Source organism: Seohaeicola saemankumensis (assembly GCF_021021435.1).
Lineage (GTDB): Bacteria > Pseudomonadota > Alphaproteobacteria > Rhodobacterales > Rhodobacteraceae > Seohaeicola.
In genome coordinates this window covers 129,836-152,687 of record NZ_JAINWI010000004.1, presented here as the reverse complement: position 1 = coordinate 152,687, position 22,852 = coordinate 129,836, and the positions used below count along the sequence as shown (strand labels likewise).

General features: G+C 58.6%; 23 protein-coding genes and 1 pseudogene. 20 read left to right on the top strand and 4 right to left on the bottom strand.

All coding sequences use genetic code 11. From position 1 onward, the window contains the following. The first annotated feature begins 174 nt into the window (after positions 1–174). The 6 genes and pseudogenes from K7H22_RS02620 to K7H22_RS02595 all read left to right on the top strand — a co-directional run bounded on the left by K7H22_RS02620 (position 175) and on the right by K7H22_RS02595 (position 7,100). Positions 175–1,545 carry an aspartate aminotransferase family protein gene (locus K7H22_RS02620; RefSeq protein WP_230799172.1) on the top strand — a complete coding sequence of 457 codons (1,371 nt, stop codon included), beginning with the start codon at positions 175–177 and terminating at the stop codon, positions 1,543–1,545. Between the two features lie 130 nt (positions 1,546–1,675). Next, complete coding sequence (locus K7H22_RS02615) at positions 1,676–2,821, top strand: ABC transporter ATP-binding protein (RefSeq protein WP_419248135.1); 1,146 nt, start codon at positions 1,676–1,678, stop codon at positions 2,819–2,821. Positions 2,822–2,895: 74 nt separating this feature from the next. After that, positions 2,896–3,999, top strand: a complete 1,104-nt coding sequence (locus K7H22_RS02610) for an extracellular solute-binding protein (RefSeq protein WP_230799170.1) — start codon at positions 2,896–2,898, stop codon at positions 3,997–3,999. Positions 4,000–4,154: 155 nt separating this feature from the next. Then, positions 4,155–5,429: an ABC transporter permease gene (locus tag K7H22_RS02605; RefSeq protein WP_230799169.1), complete on the top strand. Its 1,275-nt coding sequence runs from the start codon at positions 4,155–4,157 to the stop codon at positions 5,427–5,429. A 26-nt stretch (positions 5,430–5,455) separates the two neighbouring features. Beyond that, positions 5,456–6,319: pseudogene (locus K7H22_RS02600) on the top strand (ABC transporter permease); the annotation flags it as partial. A gap of 4 nt (positions 6,320–6,323) precedes the next feature. After that, positions 6,324–7,100 carry an SDR family NAD(P)-dependent oxidoreductase gene (locus tag K7H22_RS02595; RefSeq protein ID WP_230799167.1) on the top strand — a complete coding sequence of 259 codons (777 nt, stop codon included), beginning with the start codon at positions 6,324–6,326 and terminating at the stop codon, positions 7,098–7,100. Between the two features lie 54 nt (positions 7,101–7,154). Here K7H22_RS02595 and K7H22_RS02590 read toward each other — a convergent pair whose 3' ends face one another. Further along, complete coding sequence (locus tag K7H22_RS02590) at positions 7,155–8,021, bottom strand: branched-chain amino acid aminotransferase (protein WP_230799166.1); 867 nt, start codon at positions 8,019–8,021, stop codon at positions 7,155–7,157. A gap of 208 nt (positions 8,022–8,229) precedes the next feature. On the opposite strand from K7H22_RS02590, the gene K7H22_RS02585 reads away from it, so the two are divergent. The 3 genes from K7H22_RS02585 to K7H22_RS02575 are packed head-to-tail and all read left to right on the top strand — an operon-like array spanning position 8,230 to position 10,418. Next, the gene (locus tag K7H22_RS02585; RefSeq protein WP_230799357.1) at positions 8,230–8,727 is read left to right on the top strand and encodes a MarR family winged helix-turn-helix transcriptional regulator; all 498 of its coding nucleotides are present in this window, start codon (positions 8,230–8,232) and stop codon (positions 8,725–8,727) included. Further along, on the top strand, positions 8,724–9,425 hold the full coding sequence (locus K7H22_RS02580; protein ID WP_230799165.1) for a response regulator: 702 nt from the start codon (positions 8,724–8,726) through the stop codon (positions 9,423–9,425). The genes K7H22_RS02585 and K7H22_RS02580 overlap by 4 nt, the downstream gene beginning before the upstream one ends. Positions 9,426–9,482: 57 nt before the next feature. Further along, positions 9,483–10,418, top strand: coding sequence for a histone deacetylase family protein (locus K7H22_RS02575; protein WP_230799164.1), 936 nt, complete (start codon positions 9,483–9,485; stop codon positions 10,416–10,418). Positions 10,419–10,431: 13 nt separating this feature from the next. On the opposite strand, the gene K7H22_RS02570 is transcribed toward K7H22_RS02575, so the two are convergent. Continuing rightward, on the bottom strand, positions 10,432–11,436 hold the full coding sequence (locus K7H22_RS02570; protein WP_230799163.1) for a phosphotransferase: 1,005 nt from the start codon (positions 11,434–11,436) through the stop codon (positions 10,432–10,434). A gap of 86 nt (positions 11,437–11,522) precedes the next feature. On the opposite strand from K7H22_RS02570, the gene K7H22_RS02565 reads away from it, so the two are divergent. From K7H22_RS02565 to dxs, 3 genes are read left to right on the top strand one after another with little or no spacing between them, the layout of a single operon-like run. Then, positions 11,523–11,765: an exodeoxyribonuclease VII small subunit gene (locus K7H22_RS02565; protein ID WP_230799356.1), complete on the top strand. Its 243-nt coding sequence runs from the start codon at positions 11,523–11,525 to the stop codon at positions 11,763–11,765. Continuing rightward, on the top strand, positions 11,766–12,632 hold the full coding sequence (locus K7H22_RS02560; protein ID WP_330165824.1) for a farnesyl diphosphate synthase: 867 nt from the start codon (positions 11,766–11,768) through the stop codon (positions 12,630–12,632). Positions 12,633–12,658: 26 nt separating this feature from the next. Next, positions 12,659–14,584 carry a 1-deoxy-D-xylulose-5-phosphate synthase gene (gene dxs, locus K7H22_RS02555; RefSeq protein ID WP_230799162.1) on the top strand — a complete coding sequence of 642 codons (1,926 nt, stop codon included), beginning with the start codon at positions 12,659–12,661 and terminating at the stop codon, positions 14,582–14,584. Positions 14,585–14,587: 3 nt separating this feature from the next. Here the strand turns inward: dxs and K7H22_RS02550 are convergent, their stop codons facing one another. Both K7H22_RS02550 and K7H22_RS02545 read right to left on the bottom strand, forming a co-directional pair. Beyond that, positions 14,588–15,220: an exopolysaccharide biosynthesis protein gene (locus K7H22_RS02550; protein ID WP_230799161.1), complete on the bottom strand. Its 633-nt coding sequence runs from the start codon at positions 15,218–15,220 to the stop codon at positions 14,588–14,590. Continuing rightward, positions 15,217–16,074, bottom strand: a complete 858-nt coding sequence (locus K7H22_RS02545; protein ID WP_230799160.1) for an SDR family oxidoreductase — start codon at positions 16,072–16,074, stop codon at positions 15,217–15,219. The genes K7H22_RS02550 and K7H22_RS02545 overlap by 4 nt, the downstream gene beginning before the upstream one ends. Before the next feature lie 104 nt (positions 16,075–16,178). On the opposite strand from K7H22_RS02545, the gene paaA reads away from it, so the two are divergent. The 8 genes from paaA to K7H22_RS02505 all read left to right on the top strand — a co-directional run bounded on the left by paaA (position 16,179) and on the right by K7H22_RS02505 (position 22,823). Further along, positions 16,179–17,162, top strand: coding sequence for a 1,2-phenylacetyl-CoA epoxidase subunit PaaA (gene paaA, locus K7H22_RS02540; RefSeq protein ID WP_230799159.1), 984 nt, complete (start codon positions 16,179–16,181; stop codon positions 17,160–17,162). Positions 17,163–17,235: 73 nt separating this feature from the next. Next, complete coding sequence (paaB, locus tag K7H22_RS02535) at positions 17,236–17,520, top strand: 1,2-phenylacetyl-CoA epoxidase subunit PaaB (protein WP_230799158.1); 285 nt, start codon at positions 17,236–17,238, stop codon at positions 17,518–17,520. After that, complete coding sequence (paaC, locus tag K7H22_RS02530) at positions 17,520–18,266, top strand: 1,2-phenylacetyl-CoA epoxidase subunit PaaC (protein ID WP_230799157.1); 747 nt, start codon at positions 17,520–17,522, stop codon at positions 18,264–18,266. Before paaB ends, paaC begins: the two co-directional genes overlap by 1 nt. Then, positions 18,263–18,757 (top strand): 1,2-phenylacetyl-CoA epoxidase subunit PaaD, encoded by a 495-nt coding sequence (gene paaD / locus K7H22_RS02525; protein ID WP_230799156.1) that lies wholly within the window; start codon positions 18,263–18,265, stop codon positions 18,755–18,757. Before paaC ends, paaD begins: the two co-directional genes overlap by 4 nt. Before the next feature lie 19 nt (positions 18,758–18,776). After that, on the top strand, positions 18,777–19,826 hold the full coding sequence (locus K7H22_RS02520; protein WP_230799155.1) for a 2Fe-2S iron-sulfur cluster-binding protein: 1,050 nt from the start codon (positions 18,777–18,779) through the stop codon (positions 19,824–19,826). A gap of 83 nt (positions 19,827–19,909) precedes the next feature. Next, a complete protein-coding gene (locus K7H22_RS02515) occupies positions 19,910–21,394 on the top strand; it encodes an AMP nucleosidase (protein WP_230799154.1) in 1,485 nt (494 codons plus the stop codon). Between the two features lie 152 nt (positions 21,395–21,546). Continuing rightward, the gene (locus K7H22_RS02510; RefSeq protein WP_230799153.1) at positions 21,547–21,834 is read left to right on the top strand and encodes an HU family DNA-binding protein; all 288 of its coding nucleotides are present in this window, start codon (positions 21,547–21,549) and stop codon (positions 21,832–21,834) included. Between the two features lie 116 nt (positions 21,835–21,950). Further along, positions 21,951–22,823, top strand: coding sequence for a DMT family transporter (locus tag K7H22_RS02505; RefSeq protein WP_230799152.1), 873 nt, complete (start codon positions 21,951–21,953; stop codon positions 22,821–22,823). Positions 22,824–22,852 lie beyond the last annotated feature (29 nt).

The window sequence follows — 22,852 nt, the reverse complement described above, 5'->3', positions numbered from 1 at the left end:
TATTTTCCGCAGATCAACAAATTTGTGCACATCTTGACCATCCTAAAAACGAAATGCCCCTGTCGTTTTTAGGAAATACTATAAAAAATAGGCATATATGATTGACGTTACACGCATAGCTGTAAAGGTTGTGCACAACATGAATTCTCAGAACACCGCCTAAGGAAGCTGGAAATGCTGACAAATGACCAATTGGCCCAATGGGACCGCGACAACTTTTTTCACCCGTCGACCCATCTTGCTGAATTCGCGCGTGGTAATGCCCCGCAGCGGATCATCACGACAGCCAAGGATTGTCACATCACCGACCGTGACGGGACGCGCCTGCTGGATGCTTTCGCGGGGCTTTACTGTGTCAATGTCGGCTACGGACGTCAGGAGATTGCCGAGGCAATTGCCGATCAGGCGCGCGAATTGGCCTATTACCATGCCTATGTCGGTCACGGGACCGAGGCGAGCATCACACTGTCCAAGATGATACTGGACCGCGCGCCCGAGGGGATGTCCAAGGTCTATTTCGGTTTGTCGGGGTCGGATGCGAATGAAACCAACGTCAAACTGATCTGGTATTACAACAACATTCTCGGACGACCCGAGAAGAAGAAGATCATCAGCCGCTGGCGTGGCTATCACGGATCGGGGCTGGTGACTGGATCTTTGACCGGACTGGAGCTGTTCCACAAGAAGTTTGACCTGCCTCTGGCGCAGGTGATCCATACCGACGCGCCCTATTACTTCCGCCGTCCTCATGACGACATGAGCGAGGCGCAATTCACCGCCCATCTGGTGGCCGAACTTGAGGCGCTGATCGCGCGTGAAGGGGCAGACACGATTGCCGCTTTCATCGGCGAGCCGGTTCTGGGCACTGGCGGGATCGTTCCCCCGCCAGAAGGATACTGGCCTGCCATTCAGGAGGTTCTTCGAAAGCACGATATCCTGTTGATCGCGGATGAGGTCGTGACCGGCTTTGGCCGCTTGGGCAGCATGTTCGGATCGGATCACTACGGTATCAAACCTGATCTGATCACCATCGCCAAGGGCCTGACCTCTGCATATGCGCCCCTTTCGGGTTCGATTGTAGGTGACAAGATGTGGAAGGTGCTGGAGCAGGGCACCGATGAGAACGGACCGATCGGTCATGGCTGGACCTATTCGGCGCATCCGGTAGGGGCGGCGGCAGGGGTTGCCAATCTCAAGCTGCTGGATGACCTAAACCTGATCCGGAACGCAGGCGAAGTCGGAACCTATCTGAATGCGCAGATGCGCGCTGCATTGGCGGATCATCCCAATGTCGGCGAGGTGCGTGGCGAGGGTATGCTTTGCGCCGTCGAGTTCGTCCGCGACCGTGACGGCAGAAAACTGTTTGATGCCTCCGACAAGGTCGGGCCACGCGTTGCAGCAGCACTTTTAGGCCACGGTGTCATCGGGCGCGCCATGCCACAGGGCGACATTCTGGGATTCGCGCCGCCCTTCTGCTTGACCGAAGCCGAGGCCGATCAGGTGGTGGAAAAAACGGCAAAAGCCATTTCCGAGGAGCTCGGCTGACAGTGCTGTCAGGCAATTTGCCTATAATTGGGGCTATAGAAAGCCAAACGGCCTGCTGTTTGGCGTTTTGACAAATTAGGACTGCAAAAGGGTTGCAACCAACAGGACAGCACGTTTTAGTCTTAGACGAATGCGCGGCGCAGATCGTGCAACAACAACAAACGGGGAGCCTGCTTTGGCTGGATCAAGTGCGAACGATGCGTTCGTGGCTTTTGAGCGTGTGCAAAAAAGCTATGATGGGGAAACTCTGGTCGTCAAAGACCTTAACCTGACCATGCCCAAGGGTGAGTTTCTCACCATGCTCGGACCTTCCGGTTCTGGCAAAACCACTTGCCTGATGATGCTGGCAGGTTTCGAAACGGCCACGCACGGAGAAATCCTTCTGGACGGTAAGCCGATCAACAATATTCCGCCCCACAAACGTGGCATCGGGATGGTGTTCCAGAACTATGCCTTGTTTCCGCATATGACCGTGGCCGAAAACCTTTCTTTTCCTCTGGAAGTCCGCAAAGTCGGCAAGTCCGAGCGGGAAGAGAAGGTCAAGCGTGCCCTTGATATGGTGCAAATGGGCAAGTTCGGCGGACGTCGTCCTGCGCAACTGTCAGGGGGCCAGCAGCAGCGGATCGCACTGGCCCGTGCGCTGGTTTTCGAGCCAGAGTTGGTCCTGATGGACGAGCCGCTGGGCGCGCTGGACAAGCAGCTTCGTGAAACCCTGCAATTCGAGATCACGCGTCTGGCGCATGATCTTGGCATTACCACGGTCTATGTCACCCATGACCAGACCGAAGCACTGACGATGTCGGACCGTGTCGCCGTGTTCGATGACGGACGAATCCAGCAGCTTGCATCGCCCGATGTGCTGTATGAACAGCCGCAAAACAGCTTCGTCGCGCAATTCATCGGTGAGAACAACACTATGGAAGGTGTCGTGCAGGAGATCAAAGGCGATACCTGCATCGTCAAGCTGGATGGTGGCGAGGTGATCGACGCCAAACCCGTCAACGTGACTAAGGTCGGAGAACGTACACGGGTCTCGATCCGTCCCGAGCGGGTCGAGTTCAACAAGGACCGCCTGCAACCCGGCGCCCATACCCTCAAGGCCGAAGTGCTGGAATTCATCTATATGGGCGACATCTTCCGCACCCGTCTGCGGGTAGCCGGAAACGAAGATTTCGTCGTCAAGACGAGAAACGCACCCGATCAGGTGCGTCTGAAACCGGGGCAGCAGATTGAAATCGGCTGGCTTCCGGAAGATTGCCGCGCGCTCGACGCCTGAGCGCTGGAAAGGTGCCTTTGCCCAGCCCGTGGGATAAGGCGCGCAGAACAACGGGCTTAAACAAGGAGTGTAATATGAAACTCAAGACAACTCTTCTGGCCACCGGGGCCACGATGGTGGCGGCAGCCGCTTTTGCACAAGATAACATGGCCGACAGCATGACAGTTGTATCCTGGGGCGGGGCCTATCAGAACAGCCAGGTCAAAGCCTATATCGAACCCTATGTTGCCAATAATCCCGGCCTGAACGTCATCACCGACGAAAGCTCGGCCGAGGCGGTGACCAAGCTGCGGGCCATGTCCGAAGCAGGCAACATCACATGGGATCTGGTAGACGTGACCGCCGCCGATGGCTTGCGCCTGTGCGATGAAGGTCTGGCGATGGAGATCAACCCCGACGAGATGCTGGCCGCAGCCCCCGATGGTACGCCCGCGTCCGAGGATTTCGGCGATACACTGATCGGTGACTGCTTCATCCCGCAGATCGTGTTCTCGACCACCTTCGGCTACCGCACTGATCTGGTGTCCGAAGCCCCCACGTCGGTTTGCGATGTGTTCGACACCGAAAAATTCCCCGGCAAGCGCTCGCTCGAAAAGCGCCCGATCGGTAACATGGAATGGGCGCTGATCTGCGATGGCGTCGCAATCGAGGATGTATATGACACCCTCGAAACACCTGAAGGCGTAGCACAGGCGCTGGCAAAGCTGGAAACCATCAAGGACGACACGATCTGGTGGTCGGCCGGCGCGGAAACCCCGCAGCTTCTGGCAGATGGTGAAGTCGTGATGGGCTCGACCTATAACGGTCGTCTGTTCTCGGCCATCGTCGAGCAGGACCAGCCGATCGGTATGCTGTGGGATTGGCAGATGTTCGATCTGGACGGCTGGATCATTCCCGCCGGTCTGCCTGAAGACCGTCTGGCCCGTGTGATGGATTTCGTCGAGTTCGCGACCGACACCCAGCGTCTTGCTGATCAGGCCGCCTATATCTCTTACGGTCCCGCACGCGCATCCTCCGCACCGCTGGTGGGTCAGCATGCCGAACTTGGCGTCGACATGAAGCCGCACATGCCCACCGATCCTGCCAACTCGGTGAACACTTTCGTGTTCAACTTCGAATGGTGGGCCAGCTACCGTGACGATCTGGATGCTCAATTCCAGGCATGGCTACTGCAGTAATCGTAGCACTTGAGGAAGAGCGCTTTGCGGCTCTCTTCCACTTCCCGCGCGGTTTGCCGCTGCGCGGGCCTTCGCTAAGCCGGTAGTAGACCGATTTTGCCAAGGCCAGAAAAGGCATCGGATAACAGGTGCCAGTTATACTGACGGGGAAACATATGTCCGACGCATCGCTTGACGCTCCGGTTCTGTCTGCAGACGGAAAACCGCTGAAACAGAGCCTGAATCAGGCCTTGCGAAAACAGAAGATACGGGCGTTGATCCTGATCGCCCCGCTTCTGGTCTTTGTCATGGTCTCATTCGTTGCGCCTATCGGCTCGATGCTGATGCGCTCTGTGCAGAATACAGCGGGCGTTGATTATATCCCCGACCTGATGCCGAATGTTGTCGCTTCGATAAAGGATTGGGATCCGCGTTCGGGTGAAACACCGCCCGAAGAGGTTTATCGCGGTATGGCGATCGATTTGGCGGCTGCCTTCGAGAATAGGTCACATACACAGCTTGGCCGCCGCTTCAATTACGAATCCCCCGGATTTTCATCACTTTTCCGCAGTGCAGGACGGCCGGTTTCTCGCTGGGATCTTGAGAACGATGGTCCGTTCAAGGAAAAATTTCTGGACCTGAATGATGACTGGGGCAATATCGAATACTGGGCCTCGATCAAAGCCAACTCGGGGTATTATACGACCAGTTATTTCCTTGCTGCCTTCGACGCTGAACGCACTTCGGAGGGAATTCGGTTCAAAGACCCCGATCAACGCATCTATCAAAAGCTGATGCTGCGTACGCTGGGCCTGAGCTTGCTGATCACATTCTGTACGCTGGCCTTGGGCTACCCCGTCGCCTGGTTGCTCGCAGACCTGCCCGTGCGAACCTCGAACCTGTTGCTGATACTGGTGCTGCTGCCCTTCTGGACTTCACTACTGGTCCGAACCTCGGCTTGGAAAATCCTGCTGCAGGATCAAGGGGTCATCAACAATTTCTGGGTATGGCTGGGCTTTGCCGAACGGCTACCGCTTATCAACAACCAGACAGGTGTGATCATCGCGATGACACATATCCTGCTGCCGTTTATGATCCTGCCGCTCTACTCCGTGATGAAAACGATCCCACCCTCCTATCTGCGCGCGGCGAAATCCTTGGGCGCCTCGAACTGGACTGCGTTCTGGCGCGTATACTTTCCGCAGACCACGGCAGGTATCGGCGCGGGCGCTCTCTTGGTGTTCATTCTGGCTGTCGGCTATTTCATCACGCCGGAGCTTGTAGGTGGCGCAGATGGCACTTTCATCTCGAACCGGATTTATTTCCAGTTCGCCGTATCCGGAAACTGGGGACTGGCTGCAGCATTGGGAACGCTGATGTTGGTGGTCATTCTGGTCCTCTACTACATCTACGACAAGCTTGTCGGCGTCGATAACGTGAAGCTGGGATAACTGATATGGCCTCGAGACTTCCAATTTACGCAACTACCGGCCAGCGCATCTGGTTTTACACCTTCCGCCTCATCTGCGGGCTGGTCTTCTTTTATCTGATCTTTCCGATCCTGATCATCATCCCACTATCCTTCAACGCCGAAAATTTCTTTACCTTCACGCCGGAAATGCTGCGGCTTGATCCCGAGGGTTACTCGCTAAAGCACTATCGGGACTTCATGGGCGCGAATGGCGACTATTCGTGGATACAGGCGCTGACCAACTCGTTGATCATCGCGCCTTTGGCCACGCTTCTTGCGGTGACCTTGGGCACTTTGGCCGCGATCGGTTTGACGCAACCGCATGTGCCATTCCGCAAGCAGATCACCGCATTGCTGATTTCACCGATGATCGTTCCCTTGATTATCACATCTGCCGGTATGTTCTTTTTCTACTCGCGCCCGTTCGGCTTCTCGGACCTAGGGCTGCAAGGAACCTATGCGGGGGTGGTGCTGGCGCATGCTGCATTGGGGATACCTTTCGTGATCATCACTGTTACCGCGACGTTGTCGAGCTTTGACAACTCGCTGACGCGGGCTGCGGCTAATATGGGCGCTAATCCGGTTACAACATTCTTCCGGGTCCAGATGCCGCTGATCCTGCCGGGTGTGATTTCGGGTGGTCTGTTCGCTTTCATCACCTCGTTTGACGAGGTCGTTGTGGTGCTCCTTGTCGGTTCCGCCGGTCAGAAAACACTGCCTTGGCAGATGTTCATCGGTCTGCGCGAACAGATCAGCCCGACCATTCTGGCCGTTGCGACCATTCTGGTTGTAATCTCGATCGCCTTGCTGACCACCGTGGAACTTCTGCGCCGCCGGTCCGAGCGGATGCGCGGGATGACCCCGGGCTGACCTGATGGAGATCACCGGCAAGGTCGCGCTTGTTACAGGCGGAGCGCAGGGTATCGGACTGGCATTGGCGCAAGCCCTGACGCGCGCAGGCGCTGCGCGAGTGGTTATTGCGGATCTGCGTTTGCCCGATGATACCCCGCAAGGGGTAGATGAGGCGCTCATTTGTGATGTTTCGGACGCTAACCAGATCGCCCGCCTGATCGACCATGTCGAGACGGCCCATGGCCCTGTGGATATCATGTGCTCGAACGCTGGAATCGCGACCGGTATGGACAGCACATTCGAGAACATCGCCTTTGCCGATCCAGAGGTATGGGGCCGCGCATGGGCTGTGAATGTCATGGCTCACGTCCATGCAGCGCGGGTTCTGATCCCGCGCATGAAGGCGCGGGGCGGCGGGTATTTTCTTCATACGATTTCAGCTGCGGGTCTGTTGTCGCAAGTCGGGTCAGCCGTTTATTCAACGACCAAACACGCGGCTGTGGGCTTTGCCGAAAGCCTTGCGATCGGGCATCGCGACGATGGTATCCGTGTGTCGATGCTCTGCCCTCAGGGTGTGGCAACACCAATGCTTGAAGGTATCCCCGACGGTCCCCAACTGGGTGATGGAGTCCTGAGCGCCGAGGCTGTCGCGGAGGCGGCCATTGACGGTATCCGGGATGAGCGTTTTGTTATCCTGCCCCATCCCGCTGTCGCAGATTACATGCGCGCCAAGGTCGAGAATTACGACCGCTGGATCGGCGGTATGGCCAAGCTTCAACGTGGGATGAAGCCGGACTGACATTGAAAAAGGGACGCGCAGCGGCGTCCCTTTCTATTCGGCCGAAGGAAAGGATCAGCTTCTCACAAGCTTTTCGTAGCTTTCGGCGATGTCTCGGGTCAGTGCGCCAACCTCGAAATTGTAATCGCCGATTTGCCCCACGGGTGTGACTTCGGCGGCAGTGCCGGTCAGCCAGCACTGCTGGAAGCCCTCCATCTCTTCGGGCATGATGTGCCGCTCATGCACCGTGATGCCCTTGTCTTTGAGCATGCCTATCACTGTCTGGCGGGTCAGACCGTTTAGGAAGCAGTCCGGCAGCGGCGTATGAACCTCGCCATCCTTGACGAAAAAGATGTTGGCACCTGTCGCTTCGGCCACATAGCCGCGATAATCCATGAACAACGCGTCAGAGCACCCCTTGGCTTCGGCCGTGTGTTTCGACGTGGTGCAGATCATGTAAAGCCCTGCCGCCTTGGCATGCACGGGGATGGTCTCGGGCGAGGGGCGCTTCCACTTGGAAATATCCAGCTTCGCGCCCTTCATCTTGGCATCGCCATAGTAATTGCCCCATCCCCAGACCGCGATGGCCAGATGCACCGGATTGTGCGCGGAGGAAACACCCATATCCTCGCCAGCGCCGCGCCATGCAACCGGACGCACATAGGCGTCGGTCAGGCCGTTGGCCTCAAGCACAGCTTTCTTGGCTGCTTCGATCTCATCCAGGGAATAGGGGATATCGAAATCCAGACAGCTTGCCGAGAAATGCAGGCGCTCGGAATGTGCGCGGCTTTTGAAGATCTTGCCGTTATAGCAACGCTCGCCTTCAAAAACCGAACTTGCATAATGCATGGCATGGGTCAGGATATGCACATTGGCCGCGCGCCAGTCTACCAACTGCCCGTCCATCCAGATCTTGCCGTCGCGATCGTCATACCCAGCCATGTGTCACTCCCTAGCGTGCTTTTTTGAAAGTTGCGTGAATTACGTCCACATCGGACATAAAGTTGCGCGGAAACTGCGATTCGCTACCAGTTACTTCTTGGAATGTCAACAAGACTGACTTAAACTGCCTTGATCCTGTGCGGTTTTGAAACGGATCGCGACAGCAAAAGCTGAACCATACCAGTCCAAACCAAGGGGGGAAGGCATGATGTCAGACGCACCAGGTGGTGAAACGCTTCTGTTCCTGACGGACGAACAGTTGCGGCAAGGGATCGAGGCAATGTTTTTCGCCTATCGAGGTTTTACTGCTGATCCCGACCGCATTCTTGCCGGACTGGCTTATGGGCGGGCGCATCATCGCGCGATCCATTTCATCAACCGCGCGCCGGGAACGACGGTGAACAACTTGCTGATCCTGCTTGGCGTGACCAAACAATCGCTGAACCGTGTCCTTAGAACGCTAGTAGAAGACGGGCTTGTGCAAAGCAAAGTAGGCAAATCTGACAAGCGCGAGCGTCATCTCTACCTGACCGAGGCTGGCGCCGCATTGGAGCGCAAACTCTCGGACGCGCAGCGCGCACGGATGCGGGCCGCCTATCGAGCGGCAGGCCCGCAAGCTGTTGCGGGTTTCAGGCAGGTTCTGGAATCGATGATGGATACCGAATTGCGCCGGAAGTATCAGGCCCTGAAGGAAAGCGGCATATGAGCAGACAGGATTCCCATCTGCTGATTGTGGACGATGACGAAAGAATTCGCGGGCTGCTGCAAAAGTTCCTGATGCGGCACGGGTTCATGGTGTCGGCTGCACGGGATGCCGGGCATGCACGGCGTGTCCTGTCAGGGCTGGAGTTTGACATGATCGTGCTGGATGTGATGATGCCCGGCGAGGACGGCGTCAGCCTGACCCGTAGCTTGCGTGAAACCATGCAGACGCCGATCCTGTTGCTGACGGCCAAAGGCGACACGTCGGATCGCATCGCTGGGCTTGAGGCGGGGGCAGACGATTATCTTGCCAAACCTTTCGAGCCGAAAGAACTGCTGTTGCGGATCAACGCCATTTTGCGCCGCATGCCTGAGGCCGCTCCTGTGAATACGGCGCCGAAGGTGTTGCAATTGGGGGCCGTGCGCTATGACATCGAGCGGGGAGAAATGTGGCAAGGTGACGGGCTGATCCGCCTGACCGCAACCGAGGCGCAGTTAATGCGGATATTCTCGGCCCGTCCGGGTGAACCGGTCAGCCGCATGCAGCTTGTCGAGGATCTGGGCCGCGACCGTGATCAGGCGCAAGAGCGCGCGGTCGATGTGCAGATCACACGTCTGCGCCGCAAGATCGAAGCCGATCCCAAACAGCCGCGCTATCTGCAAACCGTGCGTGGGGCCGGTTACATGCTCGCACCGGATTGATCGCAGCCAGAGGTCGGGATCGAGTGTTTTTGGAAAGATGAACAGGGGAAGTATACCATGACAACAGGGCTTTGGACGCATGAAGCCTTTTCGGGACACGTGACGCCTCCGGGACATCCGGAACAGGTGGCGCGTCTGGCATATGTCGAGCGCGCCTTGCAGGGCGGCCGCTTTGCCAGTCTGGTCCGGTTTCAAGCGCCATTGGCCGGGGATGAGGACATCCTGCGTTGCCATCCACAAACCTATATCGACCGGATCACGTCATCAGAGCCTGCATCGGGTTGGAACCAGATTGATGCCGACACCCATATGTCGCGCGGCTCGGTCGAGGCAGCGCGTCGGGCGGTTGGCGGCGCTGTTGCCGCTGTTGATGCTGTGATGACGGGTGACGTGAAAAATGCTTTCGTGGCCGCCCGCCCGCCCGGACACCACGCAGAGCGCGAGACTGCGATGGGGTTCTGTCTCTTCGGGACAGTAGCGATCGCTGCTAAACATGCCTTGGACACTTATGGCCTGTCGCGTATCGCGGTGGTGGATTTCGATGTTCATCACGGTAACGGAACGCAGGATCTTTTGTGGAACGAACCGCGCGCGGTGTTTTTCTCGTCCCATCAGTCACCGCTTTGGCCCGGCACCGGCGCAGAGGATGAACGCGGGACGCATGATACGATCTTCAACATCCCGCTTGAGCCTGACAGCGGCGGAGCCGCGATGCGGACAGCCTATGAGGGTCGGGTGTTTCCCATCCTGCGCGCGCTCAAGCCCGAGCTGATCCTGATCTCGGCAGGCTTTGACGCGCACAAGGACGACCCTCTGGCCCAATTGCGGTGGACGACCGAGGATTTCGCATGGCTGACCAACCGTCTTTGTGATCTGGCCGGTGAGGTTTGCGACGGAAGGATCGTATCCGTGCTCGAGGGCGGCTATGATCTTGACGCGCTCGCGCTGTCGGTTGCGACGCATGTGGATATCCTGATGGCAAAAGGCGGCTGACGCCTGCTTTGTGCTACAGAACCGCTTTGATATCGGCCTGCAAAGCCTTGGCCATTGTCAGGGCGTGATTGACCCGCGCAGGTGGCATATCGGGATGTTCGACCCTGATCAGGGTCTCGAAACAGATCATGAAGGGCAGGCATAGCTCTGCCTCGCGCCGGTCCAGTGCGAAGGCATCGACAAAAGCCGCATAGGTGGCGGCATCCACGCCAAAGCGCCGCTCGCTTGAAATGGTAGTGCCGCGCCGCGCCATATGCGTCAGGAACCGCGCCATGTCCTTGTAAATCGGGATGCGGCTTGACCCGCCAAGGTCGATTCCGTTCAGCACGCCTTCCGACACAATGAGGTTGTTGGGGTGGAAGTCGCCATGCCCGATGGCCGTGCGCCAGCTTTCCTGCTCTTGCAAACGGCGGCCAAGCGCCTTCATCCGCCGCAAGACGCGGGCTTCCATTTCCTGCAAGGACGCATGCGTTTGACGGGCCAGTGCCGCTTCGGCCTTTTTGAACCAGCCCTTCCACAAAACAGGCGAATGCTCGGTTGTGGGTGCCTGATAGCAAGACAACCACTGCGCCGCTGCTCGCAGATGTGCCAGACGCTCGGGCGGTTCCAGTCCCCAGACCAGTTCCAGCATCGGATGGCCGGGAGCAAGGCTGACGACCAGCACCTGTCCTTCCGCTGCCAAGGCGAGCGGTGCCGCGATCCGGTGCTGCCCTGCCGCCATGAAGCTCTGGGCCCGTTGCAGTTCTTTCCACTGTCGTGCAAATCCGGCCGTTTCATCAGGATGCAGAGACAACCGGAACACGGCCGGTGACCCGTGCAGCCAACCCGCTACGATGGCCCTGCGTTTGGGAACAAGCCGCAATATACGTCCCACCTCGGCAGTCTGTAATGCAGGGTCTGTCGCAATCAGTTCCGACAGGTGCGCCAATGCTGCGGCGGCCTGATCAGGGTGTTGCTGGGCATGGGGTGTGACGATATCCATGCGGGCGATCATGGGCAGGCTGACATGTCCGGTCAACTGGTCAGGTGACTTGAGCTGCTGGCCTGTTGAACCTTGGCGGAGGCGTCGTTATGGTCACTACAACCCGATTTGACGAGGATTGCATGACAGACAGGCCCGTATCCGAGATGAGCTTCGAAGAAGCCATGAAAGAGCTTGAGACTGTCGTGGCGCAGCTTGAGCGTGGCGATGTCGCGCTGGATCAATCCATCAATCTTTACGAGCGGGGGGCCGAGCTGAAGAAGCGTTGCGAGGCCAAGCTCAAAGAAGCCGAGGAGAAGGTTGCCGCGATCACACTGGATGGTGAAGGCCAGCCAGTCGGCACCACGCCTGTTGAAGGGCTGTAAGTGTTCCGCGCAAGACTAGACGATGTTGCAGCACAGGTGCAGGCGCATCTGGATGATGTGATGGCGCCGCTTGAAGGCCCCGTTGCCCCTGCCATGCGCTATACCTGTCAGGGCGGGAAAAGGTTGCGCGCCTTTCTGGTAATGGAAGGGGCGCGCTTGCACGGTGTGCCGCCAGCGCAAGCGATCTGGCCCGCCGCAGCGATCGAAATGGTCCATGCCTACAGTCTTGTGCACGACGATCTGCCCTGCATGGATGATGACGATCTGCGACGTGGCCGGCCAACCGTCCATATCAAATGGGACGAAGGGACCGCTGTGCTGGCCGGTGATGCCTTGCAGACCCTGGCTTTCGAATGTCTGGCGCGGCCGGAATGCCATCGCGATCCCGCAGTGCGCGCCGATCTGGTGCTGACGATGGCGCAAGCCGCAGGCGCGCAGGGCATGGTTCTGGGTCAGGCACTGGACATCGCGGCCGAGACTGCTGCGACCCCGCTGACGCTGGACCAGATCATCGCATTGCAAGACGGCAAGACCGGTGCCCTGATCCAGTGGTCTGCTACGGCGGGGCCCCTCATGGCGCGCGCTGATACGGCACCCTTGCGGCACTATGCGCAAGCGCTGGGCCTTGCTTTCCAGATTGCAGACGACATCTTGGATGTGACGGGCAACGAGGATATTGCGGGCAAACGGCTTCAGAAAGATGCGGATGCGGGAAAGGCCACCTTTGTCTCGCTTTTGGGTCTTGCAGGCGCGCAACAGCGCGCAAGCGACCTCATTGATCGCGCGATAGTGGCGTTGTCCGTTTACGGCCCCGAGGCGGACAGCTTGCGGGATGCGGCACGCTTCGTTATTGCCCGCGACAGCTAGGACGAAAAACCCCCGGAGGGGTCGATATGACGAACACACCCCAAACACCGCTGCTGGATCAGGTCCATCTGCCTGCCGACCTCAAGCGTTTCTCGGACGAAGAGTTGCGGCGCGTCGCTGATGAACTGCGCGCGGAAACGGTCTCGGCTGTGTCGGTCACGGGGGGGCATCTGGGCGCCGGTCTGGGTGTTGTGGAACTGACGGTGGCGCTCCATGCTGTGTTCGATACGCCGCGGGACAAGCTGATCTGGGACGTGGGCCATCAATGCTATCCGCACAAGATCCTGACAGGACGGCGCGACCGTATCCGTACCCTGCGCCAGAAAGACGGATTGAGCGGTTTTACCAAGCGGTCCGAGTCGCCCTACGATCCCTTTGGCGCGGCCCATAGCTCGACCTCGATCAGTGCGGCACTGGGCTTTGCCGTGGCGCGTGATCTGGGTGGCAGCATAGATAGCGGGCTGGGTGATGCGATTGCGGTGATCGGTGACGGGTCGATGTCAGCGGGCATGGCGTTCGAGGCGATGAATAACGCGGGTCACCTGAAGAAACGGCTTTTCGTGATCCTCAACGACAACGAGATGTCGATTGCCCCGCCGGTGGGGGCTTTGTCCTCGTACCTGAGCCGCCTTTATGCGGGCGAGCCGTTTCAGGAGTTCAAGGCGGCGGCCAAGGGTGCGGTCAGTCTGCTGCCGCCGCCTTTCCGTGAAGGGGCCAAGCGCGCGAAGGACCTGCTCAAGGGTTTCGCGGTAGGCGGCACCTTGTTCGAGGCTTTGGGCTTTTCCTATATCGGCCCCATCGACGGACATGATCTGGATCAGTTGTTGCCTGTATTGCGGACGGTCAAGGCCCGCGCGACGGGCCCGATGTTGATCCATGTGATCACCAAGAAGGGCAAAGGCTATGCCCCTGCCGAGGCTGCGCGCGATCGTGGCCATGCCACCGCCAAGTTCGATGTACTGACTGGCGAGCAGAAAAAGGCACCGTCCAACACACCTAGCTATACCTCGGTTTTCGCGCGGGCCTTGTTGGATGAGGCTGCACGCGACAGCCGTATCTGCGCGGTGACAGCAGCAATGCCGGACGGTACCGGCCTGAACCTGTTTGCCGAGCGCTACCCGTCGCGTTGTTTCGATGTGGGTATTGCCGAACAGCACGGCGTGACGTTCTCGGCGGCATTGGCGGCGGGCGGGATGCGCCCCTTCTGCGCCATGTATTCAACCTTCCTGCAACGTGGGTACGATCAGGTTGTGCATGATGTGGCGATCCAGCGTTTGCCGGTTCGTTTTGCGATTGATCGTGCCGGTTTGGTCGGTGCCGATGGCGCGACCCATGCGGGTGCATTCGACGTTGCATTTCTGGCGAACCTGCCGGGCTTTGTCGTAATGGCCGCTGCGGACGAGGCAGAACTGGTGCATATGGTTGCAACGGCTGCGGCGCATGATGACGGTCCCATTGCCTTCCGTTTTCCGCGGGGCGATGGCACCGGCGTGACGATGCCCGAGCGCGGCGAGACGCTCGAGATCGGCAAAGGCCGTATGATCCAGACAGGCAAACGCGTAGCCATCCTGTCATTCGGCACGCGCCTGTCCGAGGTTAGGACCGCCTGTGAGGCCCTGTCGGCGCGGGGTGTCACGCCGACCGTGGCCGATGCCCGCTTTGCCAAGCCGCTGGACCGAGACCTGATCCTGCAACTGGCGCAGGACCACGAGGCACTGATCACGATTGAGGAAGGGGCAGTTGGCGGTTTCGGCAGTCATGTCGCGCAGCTTCTGTCAGATGAAGGTGTCTTTGATACCGGCCTGCGGTTCCGCGCGATGGTGTTGCCAGATACGTTTATAGACCATGCCAACCCAGAGGATATGTATGCCACGGCAGGCTTGAACGCTGCAGATATCGAGGCAAAAGTCCTGCAGGTTCTGGGTGTCGAGGTTCTGTCGCGGCACGGTTAGGCGCTATAGAACGCCTGCTACAGCCACGCTGACGCCAGTGATCAGCAGAGTCAGATAGGCATAGCCGAACAGGACGAAAATGCCATCCCGCAGCGTTTGCCCTGCGGCCAGCATGGCCATACCTACCGCGCTCAGCGTCGTCGAAAACGGCACGAAAGACAAAGGCGGCCATGTCAGGGCAACTGCGATGATCACCAGATAGGCCAGTGACGACATCGGCCAGAGCGTCAGAACGACCCAGCGCCCGCTGCGATGCGCGTCTATCCATGCTGCCGGTCTGGCCAGCCAGTCCACGGCGCGCGCCAGTTTTTCGGCGGAAACACTGCGTTGCATCAGGATACGTGGCAGCCAGAGGTGATGACGTCCCAGAATGGCCTGACCTGCGATCAGAAGGATCACGACCGCCACGAGTGACGGCAAAAAGGGAATTGCCGAAAGCGGCGAGACCATCAAAAGCGCGATCACCAGCAAGCTTGCGGCGAAAGACCGCTGCCCGATACGGGACAGAATTTCCCCAAGCGTCAGCCACTCCTCATTGGCTTTTGGCCGGATGGCGGCCAGAAGTGCCGTCAATGACACCTGTATCTCGGGGTCCGGTCGGCCTTCTTCTGGCGTCAAGGGAGAAATCAGGGTCACGATGTTTCCTCGGCAAGCAAGGCCCTCAGGCCATGGCGGTAATCTGGATGGATCAGCTTAATACCGAGATCCGATTTGATCCGGTCATTCCTGACCCGCTTGTTCTCGGCGTAGAAACTGCGCGCCATCGGTGTCAGGTCTGCCTTCTCGAAGGCGACCTCCTCGGGCTGAGGCAGTCCCAGTAGTTCGGCGGCGTAGCCGATCACGTCTTGCGGCGGGGCCGGATCGTCGTCGCACAGGTTATAAATTGCGCGACTCTCCGGTCTGTCGATCGACGCTTCAAGCACCTGCGCGATGTCATCGACATGGATGCGGCTGAAAACCTGACCGGGTTTGATGATCCTGCGCGCCGTGCCGTTGCGGACTTTCTCGAATGGGCCTCTTCCGGGACCATAAATACCGGCCAGCCGGAAAATATGCAGGGGCAACCCATCAATGGACTGCCATTCTCGTTCAGCGGCCAGACGCAATTGCCCGCGACGAGTTGAAGGGGCAAGGGGGGTGTCTTCGTCAACCCAGTCACCATCGAAATCGCCATAAACGCCAGTTGTCGACATATAGCCGACCCATGTCAGACGCGGCGCGGCCCGCGCGATATGCTCGCGGAAAAGGGCCAGAACGGGATCACCCTCGGCTTCGGGGCCGGCAGAACACAACACATGGCTTGCCTTCGACAAAGCCACCCTGACATCACCGTCCGGCCAGAGAATCGGGGTCACGCCTTCTGCCCGCAAAGCGCGCGCCTTATCGGGGTTGCGAGTCGTACCGAACACGGTCCAACCCTGAGGCAAAAGCCGCCTTGCAAGCGCCCGCGCCGAGTAGCCATGTCCAAAGGATAAAAGTGTTTTTTCCATCCGCGATAGATGTGTCGGTCAACGCAGGAAAGCAAGCGTTACAAAAAGTGATTTGATATAAGATTTTCGTAACATATAATGATTGCGCGAACGGAGGAACTTCCATGTATTCACAAGGATTGATCGGTGCCGATGGCCGGACCGAGGAAACGCCGGAATTTCTGGCACGTTTCCAGCAACGTATTGATGCCGAGGAAAAGATCGAACCCAAGGATGAAATGCCCGAGGGCTATCGCCGCACGCTTGTGCGTCAGATCGGCCAGCATGCGCATTCCGAGATTGTCGGCATGCTGCCCGAAGGCAACTGGATCACCCGCGCGCCAAGCCTGCGCCGCAAGGCCGCCCTGTTGGCAAAGGTACAGGACGAGGGCGGGCATGGCCTTTACCTTTATTCCGCCGCCGAAACGCTGGGTGTCAGCCGCGAGGAGATGACAGAAGAATTGCTGTCGGGCAAAGCCAAGTATTCCTCGATCTTCAACTATCCGACGTTGAACTGGGCTGATATGGGCACCATCGGTTGGCTGGTCGATGGCGCGGCGATCATGAACCAGATTCCTCTTTGCCGCTGTTCCTTTGGCCCCTATGCCCGCGCGATGATCCGTGTCTGTAAAGAAGAGAGCTTTCACCAGCGTCAGGGCTACGAGATTGTGATGACACTGGCCCAAGGCACGCCCGGACAAAAGGCGATGGCGCAGGACAGTCTGAACCGCTGGTGGTGGCCATCGCTGATGATGTTCGGCCCGCATGATGCGGATAGCCAGCATTCCGACCAGTCGATGGCGTGGAAGATCAAGCGCTTTACCAACGACGAATTGCGCCAGAAATTTATAGACGCCACCGTACCGCAGGCGGAATATCTTGGCCTGGCACTGCCTGACCCCGACCTGAAATGGAACGAGGAAAAGGGTGGTTACGATCATGGCCCCATCGACTGGGATGAATTCTGGCGGGTGGTCAAAGGCCACGGTCCGATGGCCCGCGACCGGATCAAGGCCCGCAAAAAGGCGTGGGAAGATGGCGCATGGGTCCGCGAGGCAGCCCTTGCCCATGCCGAAAAGCGCCGCGCGCGCAAGATCGCAGCCGAGTAACACAAATAGGGGCTCTGCCCCCGTCCCTGTGGGACTCCCCCGGGATATTTCATGCAAGAAGAAGGAGCAGGCGATGACTGCGACAACACCGCTTTGGGAAGTGTTCATCCGTCCACGCAATGGTCTGGCGCATAAACATGTCGGCAGCCTGCATGCCGCAGACGAGGTGATGGCCCTGCAATCGGCACGCGATGTCTATACGCGTCGCGGCGAAGGGAATTCGATCTGGGTTGTGCCTTCGGCAGCGATCACAGCATCTGACCCTGACCAGACAGCCGAGAATTTCGAGCCGACCGCCGACAAGATCTATCGGCATCCGACCTTCTACGAGATCCCTGACGATGTGGGGCATATGTAATGGCTGAATTCGAAGCGTTGCTGGAAATAGCCGACGATCATCTGATCCTTGGCCACCGCATATCCGAATGGTGCGGCCATGCGCCGATGCTGGAAGAGGATCTGGCCCTGCCCAATATGGGGCTGGACCTGATCGGCACAGCGCGGACGCTCTATGATCACGCGGGCAAGTTGGAAGGCAAAGGCCGGTCTGAGGATGATCTGGCCTATCTGCGCGACGAGCGGGAATATCGCAATTGTCTGCTGGTCGAGCGCCCCAACGAGGATTTTGCCCATACGATGCTGCGCCAGTTCTACTTTGCGGCGTTCATGCGCCCCTATTGGCTGGCGGCGCTGGACAGCACGGACGAGACCGTGCGCGGGGTCGCGGGCAAGGCGGAAAAGGAAATGGCCTACCACATCCGGCACGCGGGTGAATGGGTGATCCGCATGGGTGACGGTACCGATGAAAGCGCCGCACGGATGCGCGACGCGGTCGAGGCGCTGCATATCTATGTAGACGAACTGTTCGACAGTTCGGACGCTGCGCAAGAGGCCGAGGCGGCAGGCGTCCTGCCGTTGCGCGATGCTCTGCGCACCACATGGGATCGCACCGTGGCCGAGGTGTTCGCCGAGGCGTTGCTGGCACAGCCTGAAGCGGCCTATGCCCAGCGTGGTGGGCGGCAGGGCATCCACAACGAAACTCTTGGCCATTTGCTGGCTGAAATGCAGGTCGTCCACCGCGCCCATCCCGGAGCGCGCTGGTGACTGTCTGCTGGCAGGGCAGCGCCGAGGCGGCATGGGAGGCGGCAGCCGCTGTCCCCGACCCCGAAGTGCCCTGCGTCACAGTGGCTGAATTGGGCATATTGCGCTGGGTCAGGGTCGATAACGGCGTGGCCGTGGCGGGAGTGACACCAACCTATTCGGGCTGTCCCGCCGTGCTGGCGATTGAACTGGCAGTCGAGGCGGCTTTGCGGGATGCAGGTTTCGAGGCCAGAATCGAACGCCTGCTCAGCCCGCCATGGACCACCGATTGGATTTCAGAGGATGGGCGCGAGAAGCTTCGTGAATACGGCATCGCACCGCCCGAGAAATCTTCAGGTTCGATCCGGTCTCTGTTCGGCGAGGTGACAGTGCCTTGCCCGAAATGTGCCAGCACAGACACTGAAAAACTAAGCGAGTTCGGATCGACAGCCTGCAAGGCGCATTACCGCTGCCGCGCCTGTGCCGAGCCTTTCGACTATTTCAAATGCATCTGACGACAGAAGGACCCCGCACATGTTCCACGAACTGACCATCCGCGAGGTGCGTGCTGAAACGCCCGATTCCGTGGCGATTTCCTTTGATGTGCCAGAAGCTTTAGACAAGTTTTTTGCATGGGTGCCCGGGCAGTATCTGACCCTGCGCGCCATTGTGGAAGATCAGGATATCCGGCGTTCATACTCGATCGCCAGTCTGCCGGGCAAACCTTTGACCGTCGGTGTCAAACATGTCGAGGGCGGCGCGTTCTCAAGCTTTGCGCAAAGCTTGAAACCGGGAGACAGGATACAGGTGATGCCACCGGAAGGCCGGTTCACCTGCAGGGGCGCGACACGGGTCGTGTTGATCGCCGCCGGATCCGGCATCACGCCGATGGTCGCCATGGCCGCTGACGCGCTGGCGCAAGGGGCCGAAGTCACACTGGTCTATGGCAACCGGAATACCGGCTCGATCATGTTCCGCGACGCGCTCGACGGGTTGAAGGACCGCTATGTGGACCGCTTCACCATGATCCATATCCTCAGCCGCGAACCGCAGGATGTGGCGCTGCTCAATGGTCGTATCACGGGCAACAAGCTTGCGGCGCTGGCGCAAGCAGGAGCAGTTGATCTGGCCGGGGCGGATGGGATCTTTATCTGTGGACCCGGCGATATGATCGACGATGTTGCGCTGATGCTTGATACCAAGGGTATTCCGAAAGACCACGTGCATTTCGAGCGCTTCTTTCAGGCGGGCGAGGTTCAGCGCGCGCCGCGGTCAGCCCAGGCCGAGGCAGCCGCCGTGCATGGTGTCACCGTCGAGGTGGTGCTGGACGGAACGCGGCGCCAGTTCAAGGTCGAAGCTGACGACGACAACGTCGTGGCAGCAGCCGAACGGCAGGGCCTGGAGCTGCCCTACTCCTGCAAGGGCGGAATGTGCTGCACATGCCGCTGTAAGGTTGCCGAAGGCAGTGCCGAGATGGCGGTAAACTATTCGTTGGAACCTTGGGAGCTTGAGGCAGGCTTTACCCTTGCCTGTCAGGCGCGGCCCACGAGTGACCGTCTGGTTCTGGATTTCGACGCTGCTTGATCACCTTGATCACAGGGTGCTGAAATGTCACGGTGTGCTGATAGGCTGCCCGCCAGTGGTGGCACAGAATGCCGGGGCAGATGATGACGCGATACCAGAACGACATGCAGGTGATCACGCCTGATTTACCTGGACCTGCAAGCTTTACTGATCCGAAAGAAGCCGTGGCGCATCTTGGCCGTCTATATGAGGGCGCCACGCGATTTCTTTGCGACCGGTTCGCACAAACGATGCAGTCGGGTCATCCTGGTTGCAGGTACCGCGCATTCTATCCCGAGATACGGATTGTCACATCCAGCCATGCCAAGGTCGACAGTCGTTTGAGCTTTGGCCATGTGTCGCGTCCCGGCGCACATGCGGCAACCATCACACGGCCTGATCTGTTCAGCAAATATCTGGAGCAGCAAATCGGCCTTTTGATCCATAACCACGACGTTCCGGTCCAGATCGGACTGTCCGAGACCCCGATGCCGGTGCATTTTGCCGTTGCGAACGATCCTTCCATGACAGTGCCGCAGGAAGGTGCTGCAGAATTTACCCTGCGCGATGTTTTTGACGTGCCTGACCTTGGCAATACCAACGACGATATCGTCAACGGAACCTACAAGCTGCCGCCGGATGGTACTGAGCCTCTGGCGGCCTTTACAGCACAGCGCGTGGATTACTCGCTGGCGCGGCTGGCGCATTATACCGCAACCGATCCGGTACATTTCCAAAACCATGTGTTGTTTACCAACTACCAGTTTTACGTGTCCGAATTCGAGGCCTATGCCCGCAGCGCCCTTGCCGATCCTGCAAGCGGCTATACCAGTTTCGTGAGCACTGGAAATGTCGAGATCAGTGATCCGGATACCCCGCTGACACTTGTCGACAAGGTGCCGCAGATGCCAGCCTATCATCTGAAACGGGCTGACGGGGCGGGGGTCACGTTGGTCAATATCGGTGTGGGGCCGTCGAACGCCAAAACCGCGACGGATCACATTGCGGTGCTGCGTCCGCATGCATGGATTATGGTTGGCCATTGTGCGGGTCTTCGCAACTCCCAAAGCCTTGGCGATTTCGTGCTGGCCCATGCTTACCTGCGCGAGGACAAGGTGCTGGATGACGACCTGCCAATTTGGGTGCCAATCCCTGCCTTGGCAGAAATCCAGATCGCGCTGCAACAAGCCGTTGCGCAGGAAACCCAGCTTGAGGATTACGACCTCAAGCGGATCATGCGGACAGGTACGGTTGCGTCTGTTGATAACCGCAACTGGGAATTGCGTGATCAGACAGGCCCTGTCCAGCGTCTGAGCCAGAGCCGCGCGATCGCGCTTGATATGGAAAGCGCGACCATCGCGGCCAACGGTTTCCGCTTCAGGGTGCCCTATGGCACGTTGCTTTGCGTGTCGGACAAACCGCTACATGGCGAGTTGAAACTGCCCGGAATGGCCTCGGACTTCTATAAAACACAGGTCGCACGGCATCTAATGATCGGTATTCGGGCGATGGAACGCTTGCGGGATATGCCGCTTGCGCGTATCCACAGCCGCAAATTACGCAGTTTTGACGAGACCGCGTTCCTCTGAAGGGCAAAAAACACCGCCTGAACCACGAAAAAACCCACTTTCGGCACGTTTTGATCTTGTGTTGAGCCACTATTCGTTGTGTTTAGACACGAGATACAGTTAAATATCGCAAATGAGCCCCAACAGATCGGGCAGTTTAAGGAGACCAAGAAATGGCAAAACCGATGACTAAGACCCAGCTTGTTGCCGCTCTGGCTGAAGAGATGGGCGCAGACAAGAAAACCGCCGGCAGCGCGCTGGATGCGGTTGTTTCGATCATCACCCGTGAAGTTGGCGGCGGCGGCGCAGTAACCCTGCCCGGTATCGGCAAGATCTATTGCCGCGAGCGTCCCTCGCGCATGGTCCGCAACCCCGCCACGGGTGAGCAGATGCAGAAAGACGCTGACAAGGTTGTGAAGATGACCATTGCGAAAGCTCTGAAAGACAGCGTTAACGGCTGATCTTGCATCCCTGACGATTTTCCGAAAAGGTCGCCCCCACGGCGGCCTTTTTGCTTTTCAGGCCATGCGTCGCAAGAATGACCCTCAGGCAGACAGGCAGACAGGCAGACAGCAAGTTGAATATTCGCGCAATTGTCATGGGGATGTTGTTTGCCCTCATGTGGTCATCTGCCTTCACTTCCGCACGGGTTATCGTCGCGTATGCGCCTCCTCTGGGGTCACTTGCCCTGCGGTTTTTTCTGTCGGGGATCATCGGTGTTGCCATCGCTTTGGCACTTGGCCAGACCTTCCGTCTGACGCCCGCGCAATGGAAGGCCACGATCATTTTCGGCATATGCCAAAATGCGCTGTATCTCGGGTTGAACTTTGTAGCGATGCAGACAGTTGAGGCGTCGCTGGCATCTATCATCGCGTCCAGCATGCCATTGATGGTGGCCTTCGCGGGATGGGCAATCTTTCGCGAACGCCTGCCGCGACTTGGCCTGATCGGGCTTGTGCTGGGCTTTCTCGGGGTCGGGCTGATCATGGGCGCAAGGCTGGATGCCGGTGTCGATCTTTACGGGCTGACACTCTGCGTCCTTGGGGCGGCAGCCCTGACAGTCGCAACCCTGTCAGTGCGCGGCGCGTCATCGGGTGGCAATGTCATGATGATCGTCGGCTTGCAGATGTTCGTGGGTGCGGCAGTTCTGGCCGTGGCGTCGGTGGCACTGGAGACTGTTGAGGTCACATGGAACTGGCAGCTTGTTGTCGCTTTCCTTTACACCACCCTTATTCCCGGTCTGGCCGCAACATGGGTCTGGTTCACGCTAGTGAACCAGATCGGGGCGGTGAAGGCGGCGACCTTCCACTTCCTGAACCCGTTCTTCGGTGTCGCGATTGCTGCGGTTCTCTTGGGCGAGTCGTTAGGTCTTGCCGATGTGGTTGGTGTGATCATCATTGCGGGCGGTATTCTGGCGGTGCAACTGTCACGCCAGAAACCTGCGGTTTGAAGCAAGTTCCCACGCTGACGTGATTGCGT